Genomic DNA, 13,886 nt, shown 5'->3' on the forward strand with positions numbered 1-13,886 from the left:
CGGGCGCCGCCGCCTGTCGTATCCGATGTTCGCGCTGGTCGTGATCGTGTATCTGGCGATCATCCAGCTCGGTGGCCTGCTGATGACCGCGCTGAGCGGTGAGGACGATTTCCTGTCCACACGCGCGGTGTTCTACGGCATGATCATCCCGCTCGGTGTCGCCTTGGTGTTCACCTACGGTGTGATCGCCTATCTCGGCTGGCTGCGCCCGGTCCTGCACGATGATCGCCCGACCCGATCGTGGGTGCGGGTGGTGCCGATCGTGTTCCTGGTCGCGATCGTGTTCGGCATCAACTACAGCGCGCTGGCCGACAAAGGTCTGCTGTACACGCTGGTGCTGCTGATCGCGACCCAGTTCGTCGGGTGGGGCGAGGAGGGTATGTTCCGCGGTATCGGGGTGGTGATGCTGCGCGATCACCACCTCACCGAAGGCAAGGTCGCGCTGTGGTCGAGCATCGTTTTCGGCGCGGTGCATCTGACCAACGGCATCACCCACGGCGCGAGCGCAGTGCCGCAGGCGATCATGGTCAGCCTGGCGGGCTACTTCTTCTACCTGACCCGTCGGGTGACGCGCGGCAACACTGTCAACTCGGTACTGCACGGCCTGTTCGACTTCACGCTGCTGACCGGCACGTCGATCTTGGTCGACCAGACCTTCTATCTCGGCATTTCGGTGCCGATCCTGCTGTATCCGGTGCTGGCGATCGTGCTGCTGGTCAAACGCCGCAGCATCGAGCCCGAACCGGCGGCCGCGTCCTGACCGAGCCCGGTTCCTGGTTCGACAGCTTGCTCGTCGGCGCGTTCCTGGACGAGGTTCACCATCCGCGCTCGACCGCCCCCCGGCATCGCCGGGGCTCTGGCCAAGAACATCCGACAATGCTAGACAACTGTATGGAGATGTGTCCGCGGTACCGGTGCCGCCGCGGCGTGCAGCGCATACGAAGGAGAGTCTGCTCATGAGTGCGAATGCCGAGGTCGCGGTCGTCATCGGCGGCGCTTCCGGAATCGGGTGGGCCACCGCGCGGCTCATGGCCGAACGCGGCGATACCGTCGCGATAGCCGATCTCGACGGCGACGCCGCGAGCGCACGAGCGGCCGAACTCGGCGCAACGTCCACCGGTCACCAGGTGGACGTCACCGACGCGGCGGCCATGCGCGCCCTCTTCGACACCGTCACAGAACGGTACGGCCCTGTCGGATCCGTGGTCGACTGTGCCGGGATCTCCCGGCCGGGAACGATCGCCGACCTTTCACTCGACGACTGGAAGGCCACCGTCGACGTCTGCCTCACCGGCGCGTTCCTCACCGTGAAAGAAGCCGCCCGCACGGTCGGCGACGGCGGATCGGTAGTACTGGTCGCCTCTCTCAACGGCCGGCAGCCCGGGGTCGGCATGAGCGCATACTGCTCGGCCAAGGCCGGAGTCCTCATGCTCACCGAGGTCGCCGCCATGGAACTCGCGCCCCGCGGTATCCGCGTGAACGCCGTCAATCCCGGCTTCGTGCACACCCCGCTGACCTACGGCGCCACGCTCGTCCCCGGGCTGGTCGAGGAATACATCGAGAACACACCGCTGGGCCGGGCGGGAACACCCGAGGATGTCGCACAGACCATCGGCTTCCTCACCTCCGCCGAAGCCGGCTGGATGACCGGATCCGCGGTGGATCTCAACGGCGGAGCCCATACGATGCGGTACCCGGACATCGTGCGGCGCGTCTCCGATATGGCGCAAGGCACTGCCGAAACAGGCTGAGCAGGTGGGGCCCTCCCCTCTTTGTGCTGTTTTGATCTCTTTCGGTTCGATGGATGTACCGATTGAAGATATTCATGTTTGGATGCGCATATCTAGGTATCTGATTGTTTAGGTCTGGCTCTCTCCAGTCTGTCCGGTGCATGGCTCGCCTGGACCGTTCTCGAGCGCGCGCCCGTTGTACGGCCGGATGGGCCGGGCCGACTCCGCGTGCCTCCCCCGGTCGGTCCGACGCTGCCGGTCCGGAAGCGCTGGACGAACGAGGCCACTCCCCCGCTGACCACTGGAATACGTCGACATCGACAAAGTTTCTCTCCGGTCGCCCCACTGCCCGGCAAGTTCGCGTTGAGACTGTCGCTCTGGTTCGGGAGGGTAATCGTGCCGTCGACCTGGCGGATCAGAGGATTTCCAGGTCGACGGGGACGGTCAGTGCCCGATAGGGGCCCGCGTCGGCGGTGAGCACGGGGTAGCCCGTGGCCTGGGCTTCCCAGGCGACGTGAGCCAGGTCGGGGCCGACCGGCGCGGTCGCGGTGTGCCCGATGAGGACCAGACCGGGAACGATGGACTGGCTGAGCGGGGTGACAGTGAACCCGGCCGCGTCGAAGTCGGCGGGGTCGGCACCGGCGAGGGCAGCGGTGTAGAGGCTGGTGGCCGGGATGACCAGGGGCCGATGCTCGCGCACGCTCATCTCGACCAAGACCTGACCGAAGAGACTGCGTGGGAGTTCGAGCAGAGCGGACGCGTCGAGGATGGTGCCGGCCGCGGTCGGTCTCACGCGGCGCCGGGGCCGCGCAGCCGGGTATCGGCGCGATCGAAGAGCGCCCGCGCCCGGGCTTCGGCCTCCGCGTACCCGGCCGCGTCGGGTACGCCGTGCTCGCTACGCCAGCGGGCGATGACCTCGGTGATCGTGGTGCGGGTCTCCCCCGAGCCGGCCGCGGTGGCGATATAGGCCGACACCGACCGCGCCCGGCCTGCCGCGACGGCCTTCTCGGCGCGGGCGAGGAGTTCCTCGGGCAGGGTCAGCGAAACCTTCCGCGTGCTCACCCCGATATCCTACCTTTATCGCCTATACCTGGCGTGGTCACCACTGTGACACCTTCGGACGAGGAGCCGCCGATGATCACCGATCCGACCCTGCTGCGTATCGGCGAGGTGGTGCAACGCGGGCACGCCGGCGAGCGAGATGCCGCTCGCCGGGAGATGGAACAGATCTGGGATGAGATCGGTGGTGAGCACGGCGAACCTCTGCACCGGTGCACGCTCGCGCACGCGCTGGCCGATATGCAGGACGACGTCGGCGCAGAACTCGCCTGGGACCTGCGGGCACTGGCGGCGGCCGCGGTGCTGACCGACGAGCACACCAGCCAGGCCGGAGTAGCGCTCCCGGCAACCGCACTGTACCCATCGCTGCACCTGAACCTGAGCGAGTGCTACCGGAAACTGGGTGACCTCGACCGAGCACGCACCCACCTCCAGCACGCCCGGGCCACCATCGACACGCTCGGCGACGACGAGTACGGCCGGCTGATCAGGCAAGGTATGCAGACGATCGCCGAACAACTCCGCTGACCGCCGATCAGCGGGCTTTCCTGCTCTGAAAACCACCGAGCCGTGGGCCGAGCCGTCACTGTTAAACCATGCGAAAGCCGGCAGGGGGCGGCCCGGCACAGGCACGTGTTCGAGAACGCATCATCTTCCGAACGCCGCTTCAGGGGGCGGCCCGGCGGGTGGCGGCAGTTCAGAGTTGCATCCGGTACCGGGGTACAGGCCTACCGTGTAGATATGACGACCTCTTCAGCGCCCGGAGGCTGGGTGCCGGATGCGTGCACCCTGCCGACCCCGGAGCAGCCGATCCGGATTGCCGAGTTCGATCGGTTGTTCACCGACTCGGTCCACGATATCCGCCGGCCGGCTCCGGAGCGGCTGGAACTCGTACTCGCCCGTGATACCGAATCGGTGGCCCGGGACCTGGCCGCACGGGAATCGAGGTGCTGTTCGTTCTTCACCTTCGACTTCGCCTCTACGGCCGAGGGCACGGTGATGGGTGTGGGTGTCCCCGCCACCTATTCCGGGGTTCTCGACGCCTTCGCCGCCCGGGCGCAGGCCGGGCGCGGAGAGCGGGCTGCGGACCGGTGAGCTCGCGGCGGTGGCCGTTCGATCCCGGCCTTCCGAAGCCGGACATCTAGGCTCTCCGACCATGACCGTCGCGCGCTCGATCCTGCTGTTCGTCCTCGCAGCCCTCGCCGAAATCGGCGGCGCCTGGCTGGTCTGGCAAGGCGTGCGCGAACACCGCGGCTGGGCCTGGATCGGCGCCGGAGTCATCGCCCTCGGCGTCTACGGCTTCATCGCCACCCTGCAACCCGACGCCAACTTCGGTCGCATCCTCGCCGCCTACGGCGGCGTCTTCGTTGCCGGATCCCTGCTCTGGGGCATGGCCCTCGACGGGTTCCGGCCCGACCGCTGGGATCTCACCGGCGCGATCATCTGCCTGGCCGGCGTCGCGGTCATCATGTACGCCCCGCGCGGCGCCTGACTCAGAACGAATCCGGTTCCGCGCCCTCATGACATTGCCACGGCACGGTCCCGGTGACCGGCCCAGCAGGTGTCTTCAGATCGCCCAGGCGCGCCGCGATGCCATCGAGAACGGAGTCCAGACCGATCTCGAACTGCCATTGCAGGTCGTCCTTACGGTCGGCGTCGTAGATATAGCGCGCGTACATCGGGTAACGGCCCGTGTTCATGAGCCAGGTCATCTGGCCGGCCCACCCCGCGCGAGCCTCCGCACGCGTGGACCAGCCGCGCGCGTGGAGCAACTGACTCAGCCCGACCTCCGAGTCGACCGCGCCGTGTACATAGGCCATGACGGTGTTGTAGACCGCCATGGCGGTGTCCACGTCGAGCTCGTGGCCGTCGAGCGCTACGAGGGCCGCCTCCGTCACGGCCAACTGGTTCGGGGTCGGGGCGCCGCACGCCACCCGCGTCACCCAGGAGTGCGCCAGCAGCACCTCCCTTATACGCAGAGCGACGGACCGCATGGTCGCGCGCCAGCCGTTCTTGCTGTCGGGCAGATCCAGCTCTCCGTAGACGAAGTCGGCCATCAGCTCGAGTAGCTCGTCCTTGCCGGTGACGTAGCGGTACGCGGCCATGGGTGCGACACCGAGTTCGGTGGCCAGGCGGCGCATGGTGACCGCGTCGAGTCCCTCGCCGTCTGCGATCGCGACAGCGACCTCGGCGATTCGCCGGGGAGTGAGGGTCGCGCGGGGAGCCGGCGTCGGCTGTTCGATGCGCTCCCACAGCGAGACGGGGTCCTTGTCCTCGCTTGCCGACTGTCTCTCTCGAGAGGCCATCGATTGGATTCCTTCCGCCGTACGCTGCCGTGTACAGCGTACCGCCAGTAGACAACGTACACAGCCGTGTGTACGTTGTATTTCACAGATACAACGTACACATCGTCGAAGGGGTTTCCGTAGCTGATTCGACTACCGACGTCCTGCGCACCGCAGTGATCATCGACAGCACCCGGGACGGCCGGTCCGGTCGTCGGCGACCGGATCGCCGGGCATATCGCTCGGCGCGGGGACATGGTGGCCGATTCGATCGACTTGGTCGAAACGCCCGTGCCGACCGTCTTCCCTGCGTTCGGGCAGGCTCCGTCCGACGAGGTCATGGCACAGCCGGGCGCGCTGTGTCGCCGCGGCCGGCCCAGGCCGATGCTCAGTTGGTGGGGGCAGTCCCTGCGCGAGGCCGGACGCGTCCGCGCGGAACTCCCGCCCATACGCCCAAGCCGCCGACCGCCTGGCCTGAATCCCTCGCCGCAGCACGGTCGGCCTCTATCGAAAGAACACCGATGCCTACCAACCCCCTCGAACGTGCCACGGACGTGCTGGTCCGTCCTTTCTCCCTGGGCAGCCTCACGCTGCCCAACCGTGTCGTGATGGCGCCGATGACGCGCGAGTTTTCCCCCGGAGGTGTGCCGGGCCCCGACGTGGCGCAGTATTACGCGCGACGGGCGGCCGCCGGTATCGGCCTGATCATCACCGAGGGCACCTATATCGGTCACGACTCCGCGGGCACCAGCGCCCGGGTCCCGCACTTCTTCGGCGACGAGGCTCTGGCGGGCTGGTCGTCCGTGGCCGAGGCGGTTCACCAGGCGGCAGGAACTGGAGATCATGCTCGACCTGCTGGCCGACGCCGGCGCCGACGCCTTCCACTGCTCCACCCGGCGATTCCAACTCCCCGAATTCGAGGGCTCCGGCCTGAACCTGGCGGGCTGGGCCAAAAAGCTTTCCGGAAACCCGCCATCAGCGTCGGCTCGGTGGGCCTCAGCGACGAATTCCCCCAGATGTCACTGAACGAAGCCACGGACATCGGCGAGCTCCTCGACCGCATGGAGCGCGACGAGTTCGACCTCGTCGCAGTCGGCAGAGCTCTGCTGGGAGACCCCGAGTGGCTGGAAAAGATCCTCGCCGGCCGCATCGACGAACTCACCCCCTTCCACGGGGGCCTCCTCGGCAGTCTCCACTGAGCGCGCAACCACCGATCTCTTGGTGACGAGAATTGAAGGATTGGAGCAAGGCAGAATGCAAACCCGACCTACTCTCGGTGATCCATCGCGCGCTACCACGGCGCACGAGGTAGCCTCGCGGTTCGCCGAAGGGCTGCAGCAGTCGGGCGCAGCAGGTGACGCGGACGGCTACGACGCCGCTTTCGCGGCAGATGTGGTGTGGGGCAGTCCATATGGTGCGTCGGTAACCGGCTACTCCGAATTGAACGCCATCCACCGTTGCTTGATGGACGCAAAAGTTGCGCCGCCGTCACACTTCGAAGTTGTCGGCGCGACTTCGCCCGCGCCGGGGGTCGTGCTGACCCAGATCCGCAGGCTCGCCGCCCAAGCGGGCGGATTCTCCGAGATCGCCATGTATCTACTGGTCGAGAAGGATGGCAGATGGTGGCTCGCGGGGGCCCAGAACACGCCGATCACGGATCCACCCCAACGAACTGAATCCAGTTCATGATCTACCCGCGTAGGGGCACGCCCCATCCGCGGTAGTCGATGCCGCCAGTCCTCGGCGTCGCAGTCCTGGCCGCGTCGAGGACTGACATGGTTAGATGCGCATATCTAGATACCATTCTATTCTATTACTTTCGAAGTCCCTGCCCGGCGCAGCCGCCTCCGACGACCGATTCACAGATGGTCCATTCTCGCGGCGGCGGGGCGCAGCGCTGCCGATTGAGCGGTGCGCGGGAGCACCGAACCCGCCCACCTGCCCAATCTCCCGGACACCCGCACCGAGAGCTCCCCCAAGGCCGTCCGATTACCTTGCCGGACCGGAGTTCCGGTGCTTTCCCGCATTGAAGCGCGCCTTCTTCTCGCGATTCCCGCAGGTGTTCATGTCACACCATCGGCGGGTGCGGCTGCGGCTGGTATCGAAGAAGGCGGCTCGGCAGGTCGGCGAGGCGCAGAGAGCCAACCTTCCATCCCGGTCACCCGAGATGATGTCGACAGCGTCGGAGGCGACCACCCCCAGGGCGTCCTCGACGCGAGGCGCCGAGCCCAGATCCCATCGCCGATACCCCTCGGGTGCCAGCACAGCCGCGGCACGGCTCCGGACGCTGCACTCGTTGATGCTCCGGACAGCGGAGGCCGGGAGCGCGTCCCCGATCGCGGCGGCTGTCGCGGCGGCGTGGATCGACTCCCGCAGTTCCCGGGCCCGTTCGAGCTGAGTGGCGGTGCAGGACTCCACGACGAGGCCGTTCACCGCGAGCCAGTCGACGAGGCGCTGCGGGGTCGGGATGCGTTCCACGGCATCGCCACAACGCTCCGTCAGCGTCGCGGTGAAGCTGGTCGCCAGCACACTACCCAGGCGGAATTCGGGGAACCGGGCGCTCATGGAACCACCATAGCCGGTTGCGAGTCGGCCCCGGGACATGTTAGAACCGCCATAGCCGGTTCTTCTTGACAACGGCTCCAGCGCTCAGGAGGTCTCATGCCCGCAGAACGACCCGCCGGCGCACCCGCGTCCCGCGACGTGCAGCCGTTCGAAGCCCACGCACCCGACGCCGATCTGGACGATCTACGCGCGCGCCTGGCCGCGGCCCGGCTACCGGAGGCCGAGACGATCGACCACGCCGCGCCCGGCCCACACCGATGGGGTCAGGGTGTTCCGCTCGCAGACCTCACCGAGCTCGTGCACTACTGGCGCACCGGATACGACTGGCGCGCTTTCGAAGCCCGCGTCAACCGGATCGGCCAGTTCCGCACCACCATCGACGGCGTGGGAATCCACTTCCTGCATCGCCGGTCACCCCGCGCGGACGCCACCCCGCTGATCGTCACGCACGGCTGGCCGGGCAGCATCGGCGAGTTCGTCGATGTGATGGACGAACTCGCCGATCCGGAAGACCCGGCCGCACCGGCGTTCCACGTCGTGGCCCCCTCCCTGCCCGGCTTCGGCTACAGCGATAAACCGGCCACCACCGGGTGGGGAGTCGGAAAGATCGCAGCGGCCTGGGTGGAACTCATGGAAAGGCTCGGCTACCGCGAGTTCATCGCCCACGGCGGCGACTGGGGTGGTGTGATCACCACCGTGCTCGGCGGCAGGTTCCCGGGCCACGTTCTCGGCATCCACACGCTGACCCCGCACGCGCCGCCCGGGTCGACGACGGAGGGTTTGACCGCGCAGGAGCGCCGATGGGCCGAGGAAACCCGCGATTTCTGGGACGGCCCTCGCGCGGCGTTCGCGAAACAGCAGGCGTATCGGCCGCAAACCGTCGGCTACGCACTCGTCGACTCGCCGGTAGGGCTCCTCGCCTGGATTCTCGACAAGTTCGCCGAGTGGACCGATACCGACGACAGCCCGTTCGAGACGATCTCCAGAGACGCCGTTCTCGATACCGTGACGTTGTATTGGCTGACGCGGACCGGCGCGTCGGCGGCCCGGATCTACTACGAGAGCCACGGCGGGGTCAACTCGTTCGACCCCGGACTCACGGTGGATGTCCCGTCGGCACTCACCGTGTATCCCCGCGATATCGAGAAGTGCCCGCTCCCATGGGCGCGGCGCCGGTACCGGCGGATCGTGCGGTGGCGGTCCCCCGATACCGGCGGGCATTTCCCTTCGCTCGAGGTCCCCGGATATTTCGTCGCAGACCTCCGAGCGGGATCTGCCGCCGTACTGGCCGCGCACCGGTGACCGTTGGTGCGCGACACCTTAGACTCACCGCAGGCCGAGAAGTGAACGCACCGACTCGATTCCGGCCGCGATCCCGCCCCGGCGCGGCCGGGCGAGAGTAGTGGCCGGTCCAGAACAGGAGACCGATCCGATGGGTCCAGTGAATCGCCGCCGATTCCTCGCCACCGGCGCCGCGGCCGCCGGTGTTCTCGCCCTCGCGGGCGCGCCCGCCGCCGCGCGCCCCGCTCCCCCGGTCGAGGTCGCGCCCCTGGGGCCCGATTTCCTGTGGGGTGTCGCGTCGTCCGGTTTCCAGTCCGAGGGCCGGGCGCCGGACAGCAACTGGACCCGCTATATCGCCGCCGGGAAAACCGAGGACCCCTACCACGACTCGGTGGACTTCTACTCGCGCTACCGCTCCGATATAGCCCTGGCAGCGGGCCTGGGTGTCGGGGTGTACCGGATCGGTATCGAATGGGCCCGGGTGCAACCCCGGCCGGGCAGCCGGGACGAAGACGGTTTCCGCTTCTACGACGAGGTGATCGCCACCATCCGGGAGGCCGGGATGCGGCCGATGCTCACTCTCGATCACTGGGTGTATCCGGGCTGGGCGTTCGACCGGGGCGGCTGGCGCCGCGCGGAAATGGTCGCCGACTGGCTGGCCAACGCGCGGACGGTGGTCGACCGATACGCGGCCCACGATCCGCTGTGGATCACCTTCAACGAACCGGCCGCCTATCTGATGAACGAGGTACGCCACGGCGGTATCGGGGTGACCGATATCCCCGCCGTGCAGGATCGGATGGCCGCGGCGCACAATGCGATCTACGACCATATCCACCGCGTGCAGCCGGGGGCGATGGTCAGCAGCAATGTCGCCTATATCCCCACCGCCGACGATGCCGTCAACGCGGCCTTCCTGAACCGGATCGCGAACCGGCTCGATTACCTCGGTATCGACTACTACTACGGTTTCTCACCGGAAGGACTCCTCCACCAGTTCCCGGATCCGGGCAAACTGTGGACGCTGTCGCTGCAATCGGAGGGCATCTACTACGCCCTCGACCACTACGCCAGGCGTTACCCGGCGCTCCCCCTCTACATCGTCGAGAACGGTATGCCGACCGAGAACGGTCACCCCCGCGCGGACGGCTATACCCGCGCCGACCTGCTCCGCGACACCGTCTACTGGCTGCAACGCGCAGCCGCCGACGGAATGAACCTCATGGGCTACAACTACTGGAGTCTCACAGACAACTACGAGTGGGGTTCCTACACTCCCCGCTTCGGTCTCTACACCGTCGACGTGCTGGGCGATCCGGCACTGACCCGCCGCCCGACCGATGCGGTGGCGGCCTACACCGCGATCACCGCGGCCGGCGGCGTGCCCGGCAACTACCGGCCGTCCAGGGCGCCGGCGCGCTGTTCGGTCACCGACGGCCTGTCCAGCTGTCTCGACCAGGTCACCGTGCCGCGCTGAGCGTGCCGACCCGCGGTGAGCTGCCCCGGTCGGTGGGACATGCGAGACTGGCCGGGTGAACGGGGAGAAAGAAATCCGCGACGACAGCACCCGCGATGCCGAGCCCACCCGCCCGGACCGGGGGGACGTGATGGGGTCCGGCGTGCTGTGGCTCGCGAAATGGGCAGTGTGCATCGTCGCCATCGCGGCCGGGGCCTGGGTTCTCGGATTCCTCGCCGCCCGCCTGTGGGTGGTGCTGCTGCCGGTACTGCTGGCCATCGTGGTCGCCACCGTACTGTGGCCGCCGACCCGCCTGCTGGTGAAGGCCGGGCTACCGCCGGCCGCGGCGGCCGGGCTGACCCTGGTCGGATTCATCGGGATACTCGCGGGCGGTATCGCACTGATCGTGCCGTCGGTGGTCGACCAGGTGCCCGAACTCTCGGACAAGGCCACCACCGGTATCAACACCGTGCGGGATTGGTTGCAGGGGCCGCCCCTCAACGTGCGCGACGAACAACTGGACTCCGCCGTCGACGCGGTGGTGTCGCGGGTGCAGTCCAGTGCCGAGCAGATCGCGACCGGCGTGTTCACCGGGGTCAGCACCGCGACCTCGGTGCTGGTGACCATCTTCCTGGTGCTGGTGCTGTCGTTCTTCTTCGTCAAGGACGGTCCGCGCTTCATTCCGTGGATGCACAAATTCAGCGGGGGCCGCAGCGGACGCCACCTCGAGGAAGTGCTGGTGCGGGTGTGGGATGTACTGGGTGGATTCATCCGCACGCAGGCGGTGGTCAGCTTCATCGACGCGTTCTTCATCGGGATCGGCCTGGTGATACTCGGGGTCCCGCTGTGGGGCGTGCTCACCGCACTGACCTTCCTCGGCGGATTCATCCCCATGGTCGGCGCTTTCGTGGCCGGTGCGCTCGCGGTGCTGGTGGCGCTGGTCGGCAACGGATTCACCACCGCCCTGATCGTGCTGATCATCATCATCGCCGTGCAGCAGCTCGAGGGTAATGTGCTGCAACCGGTACTGCAGAGCCGGACTATGAAGCTGCACGCGGTGGTGGTGCTGCTGGCAGTGACCGGCGGCGGCACGCTGTACGGAATCACCGGGGCGTTTCTCGCGGTCCCGGTGGTGGCGGTGGTCGCGGTGGTGGTCCGCTATATCAGCGAGCAGATCGACGCCGAGGTCGCCGACCGTAGGGCGGACAAGGTCACGCTCACCGATGTCCCCGGCGGTCCGGCGGCCGACGACACCCCACCCGCGGTCCCGGAGAAGTAGACCCGAGCTCAGGCGACGCCGAGCAGGGCATCCCATGCGCCGATATGTACCTCGAAAACCTGGGCGCGCCGGGTGAAGGTGTCGGCGCCGTACATATCGAAGACATCGGCGTTCACCGCACCGAACAGGGAGCAGTACACGGTGAGCGCTCGCGCCACCACCCAGTCCGGCAGATCCAGTTCGAGTTCGTCGCAGACGCGGCGGAGGTCACCACTGAGCGGTTCGGCGACGATCTCCTCGGCCCGGCGGCCGGTGAGCAGGTTCCGGCGATAGGCCTGGTCGACGAGCCGCAGGAGGGTCACGATGATCCGTGTTCCGGGGGCCACCGTGCGATCGGCCGGTGCCGCGTAGCCGGGAACCGGGGTGCCGAACAGCAGGCCGTACCAGGCAGGTTCGGCGAGCGCCCAGGTGCGCACGGTGCGCGCGGTGATCCGCAGCCGCTCGACGGGATCGTCGGGGGCGGTCGCCAGCGCGGCGTCGACGGTATCGCCGAGCGCGTCGTAGCCGTCGATCACCAGCAGGGTCAGCAGTTCGTCGCGGCTGCGGACATAGCGGTAGACCGCCGAGGAGACGACTCCGAGATCGCGGGCGACAGCACGCAGTGACAGCGCGGCCGCGCCGTCGGTCGCGAGATGCTCGCGCCCGATACGCAGGATATCGGCCATGGTCTGGGCGCGGGCCCGGGCGCGCGGAGTGGTCATTTCCCGAGCCTCGCCGATTTCGAGAGCACTGTCAACAATAGTGACTGCCGCTCCCCATCTGCTGTGTTAATGTTACCGCCAGTCACTGATGACATTCCCGGACAAGGAGTAGGCCCATGACCGAGGCGCCGACGGATTTCGATGTGCTCATCGTGGGTTCGGGGTTCGGTGGCAGTGTCACCGCGCTTCGCCTCGTGGAAAAGGGCTACACCGTCGGAGTCCTGGAGGCCGGTCGCCGCTACGCCGACGACGAACTCCCCGAAACCAGCTGGGATCTGCGCAAATTCCTCTGGGCACCCAAACTCGGCTGCTACGGAATCCAGCGCATCCACCCGCTGCGCAATGTCCTCATCCTCGGCGGCGCGGGCGTGGGCGGCGGCTCACTCAACTACGCCAATACCCTCTACGTGCCCCCGGAGCCGTTCTTCCAGGACGCGCAGTGGCGCGAGATCACCGATTGGCGCGCCGAACTCACCCCGTACTACGACCAGGCCACCCGCATGCTGGGGGTCGTCCAGAATCCGCATATGACCCCGGCCGACGAGGTCTTCCGCAAGGTCGCCGAGGATATGGGCGTCGGCGACACCTTCGTCCAGACTCCGGTGGGCGTATTCTTCGGCGAACCGGGCGAGACCGTCGAGGATCCCTATTTCGGCGGCGTGGGTCCCGCGCGCACCGGATGCCTGGAATGCGGCGACTGTATGGTCGGATGCAAATTCGGCGCCAAGAACACGCTCGTCAAGAACTATCTGTACCTCGCCGAACAGGCCGGTGCCCGGGTGGTGCCGATGACCACGGTGACCGAACTCCGGCCGCAGGACGACGGCAGCTGGGTGGTGTCGACCGAGCGGACCGGCGCGTGGCTGCGCAAACAGCGGAGGACCTACACCGCCCGGCAGGTCGTGGTCGCGGCGGGAACCCTCGGCACGCAGCGGCTGCTGCACGATATGCGCGACCGGCGCATTCTCCCGGAGCTGTCCGACCGGCTCGGACTGCTCACCCGCACCAATTCCGAATCGATCGTCGGCGCCGCCACCAAGAAGGTCACCCCCGGCACCGACTTCACCCGGGGCGTCGCGATCACCTCCTCGATCCATCCGACTCCCGACACCCATATCGAGCCGGTGCGATACGGCAAGGGTTCCAATGCGATGGGCCTGCTGCAGACGCTGATGGTCGACGGCGGCGGCCGCGTCCCGCGCTGGCTGCGGTTCCTCGGCTACGCGCTGCGCCACCCGCTGCTGCTGGTCAGTTTCCTCAGCGTCCGCAATTGGAGTGAGCGGACCATCATCTCCCTGGTGATGCAGCATTTGGACAACTCCATCACCACCTACACCACCAGGGGACTGTTCGGCCGGAAACTCACCAGCCGCCAGGGCCACGGGGAACCGAACCCCACCTGGATCCCGGCGGGCAACGAGGCGACGCGGCGGGTCGCCGAGCAGATCGGCGGCACCGCCGGCGGGACCTGGGGCGAGGTGTTCAATATTCCGCTCACCGCGCATTTCCTGGGTGGCGCCGCGATCGGCG

The 13,886-nt window shown here is 67.5% G+C and carries 16 protein-coding genes; 11 read left to right on the forward strand and 5 right to left on the reverse strand.

The genetic code is table 11. From position 1 onward, the window contains the following. The coding region (locus ACWDU1_RS18150) for a CPBP family intramembrane glutamic endopeptidase (protein ID WP_449999850.1) at window positions 1-760 on the forward strand (760 nt) is incomplete at its 5' end. Between the two features lie 196 nt (window positions 761-956). Continuing rightward, complete coding sequence (locus tag ACWDU1_RS18155) at window positions 957-1,751, forward strand: SDR family NAD(P)-dependent oxidoreductase (RefSeq protein ID WP_449999851.1); 795 nt, start codon at window positions 957-959, stop codon at window positions 1,749-1,751. Between the two features lie 394 nt (window positions 1,752-2,145). On the opposite strand, the gene ACWDU1_RS18160 is transcribed toward ACWDU1_RS18155, so the two are convergent. Together ACWDU1_RS18160 and ACWDU1_RS18165 are read right to left on the reverse strand one after the other, a co-directional pair. Continuing rightward, window positions 2,146-2,523 (reverse strand): hypothetical protein, encoded by a 378-nt coding sequence (locus ACWDU1_RS18160; RefSeq protein ID WP_449999853.1) that lies wholly within the window; start codon window positions 2,521-2,523, stop codon window positions 2,146-2,148. Next, window positions 2,520-2,792 carry a hypothetical protein gene (locus ACWDU1_RS18165; protein ID WP_449999854.1) on the reverse strand — a complete coding sequence of 91 codons (273 nt, stop codon included), beginning with the start codon at window positions 2,790-2,792 and terminating at the stop codon, window positions 2,520-2,522. Before ACWDU1_RS18165 ends, ACWDU1_RS18160 begins: the two co-directional genes overlap by 4 nt. A 72-nt stretch (window positions 2,793-2,864) precedes the next feature. Between ACWDU1_RS18165 and ACWDU1_RS18170 the strand changes: the two genes are divergently transcribed. The 3 genes from ACWDU1_RS18170 to ACWDU1_RS18180 all read left to right on the forward strand — a co-directional run bounded on the left by ACWDU1_RS18170 (window position 2,865) and on the right by ACWDU1_RS18180 (window position 4,281). Then, window positions 2,865-3,317 carry a hypothetical protein gene (locus ACWDU1_RS18170; RefSeq protein ID WP_449999856.1) on the forward strand — a complete coding sequence of 151 codons (453 nt, stop codon included), beginning with the start codon at window positions 2,865-2,867 and terminating at the stop codon, window positions 3,315-3,317. 213 nt (window positions 3,318-3,530) lie between these two features. Further along, a complete protein-coding gene (locus ACWDU1_RS18175; RefSeq protein ID WP_449999857.1) occupies window positions 3,531-3,884 on the forward strand; it encodes a hypothetical protein in 354 nt (117 codons plus the stop codon). Window positions 3,885-3,945: 61 nt separating this feature from the next. Continuing rightward, window positions 3,946-4,281, forward strand: a complete 336-nt coding sequence (locus ACWDU1_RS18180; protein WP_449999859.1) for a YnfA family protein — start codon at window positions 3,946-3,948, stop codon at window positions 4,279-4,281. Between the two features lies 1 nt (window position 4,282). On the opposite strand, the gene ACWDU1_RS18185 is transcribed toward ACWDU1_RS18180, so the two are convergent. Beyond that, a complete protein-coding gene (locus ACWDU1_RS18185; RefSeq protein ID WP_449999860.1) occupies window positions 4,283-5,095 on the reverse strand; it encodes a TetR/AcrR family transcriptional regulator in 813 nt (270 codons plus the stop codon). A 500-nt stretch (window positions 5,096-5,595) separates the two neighbouring features. Between ACWDU1_RS18185 and ACWDU1_RS18190 the strand changes: the two genes are divergently transcribed. Next, complete coding sequence (locus ACWDU1_RS18190) at window positions 5,596-6,273, forward strand: oxidoreductase (RefSeq protein WP_449999862.1); 678 nt, start codon at window positions 5,596-5,598, stop codon at window positions 6,271-6,273. Between the two features lie 22 nt (window positions 6,274-6,295). Continuing rightward, window positions 6,296-6,763, forward strand: a complete 468-nt coding sequence (locus ACWDU1_RS18195) for a DUF4440 domain-containing protein (protein ID WP_449999863.1) — start codon at window positions 6,296-6,298, stop codon at window positions 6,761-6,763. 300 nt (window positions 6,764-7,063) lie between these two features. Here the strand turns inward: ACWDU1_RS18195 and ACWDU1_RS18200 are convergent, their stop codons facing one another. Further along, entirely contained in the window at window positions 7,064-7,639 is a 576-nt protein-coding gene (locus ACWDU1_RS18200; protein WP_449999864.1) for a CGNR zinc finger domain-containing protein, read from the reverse strand. A 96-nt stretch (window positions 7,640-7,735) separates the two neighbouring features. Here ACWDU1_RS18200 and ACWDU1_RS18205 point away from each other — a divergent pair, with 96 nt between their 5' ends. From ACWDU1_RS18205 to ACWDU1_RS18215, 3 genes are all read left to right on the forward strand, one after another. Beyond that, window positions 7,736-8,941 carry an epoxide hydrolase gene (locus ACWDU1_RS18205; RefSeq protein ID WP_449999865.1) on the forward strand — a complete coding sequence of 402 codons (1,206 nt, stop codon included), beginning with the start codon at window positions 7,736-7,738 and terminating at the stop codon, window positions 8,939-8,941. 130 nt (window positions 8,942-9,071) lie between these two features. Further along, window positions 9,072-10,397 (forward strand): family 1 glycosylhydrolase, encoded by a 1,326-nt coding sequence (locus ACWDU1_RS18210; RefSeq protein ID WP_449999867.1) that lies wholly within the window; start codon window positions 9,072-9,074, stop codon window positions 10,395-10,397. A 55-nt stretch (window positions 10,398-10,452) separates the two neighbouring features. Continuing rightward, complete coding sequence (locus tag ACWDU1_RS18215; RefSeq protein WP_449999868.1) at window positions 10,453-11,655, forward strand: AI-2E family transporter; 1,203 nt, start codon at window positions 10,453-10,455, stop codon at window positions 11,653-11,655. Between the two features lie 8 nt (window positions 11,656-11,663). Here the strand turns inward: ACWDU1_RS18215 and ACWDU1_RS18220 are convergent, their stop codons facing one another. Further along, window positions 11,664-12,356 (reverse strand): TetR/AcrR family transcriptional regulator, encoded by a 693-nt coding sequence (locus ACWDU1_RS18220; RefSeq protein ID WP_449999870.1) that lies wholly within the window; start codon window positions 12,354-12,356, stop codon window positions 11,664-11,666. Window positions 12,357-12,472: 116 nt separating this feature from the next. Here ACWDU1_RS18220 and ACWDU1_RS18225 point away from each other — a divergent pair. Next, window positions 12,473-13,886: GMC family oxidoreductase N-terminal domain-containing protein (locus ACWDU1_RS18225; RefSeq protein ID WP_449999872.1), on the forward strand; the 1,414-nt coding region annotated here is incomplete at its 3' end.

It is taken from the genome of Nocardia sp. NPDC003345, assembly GCF_053589395.1.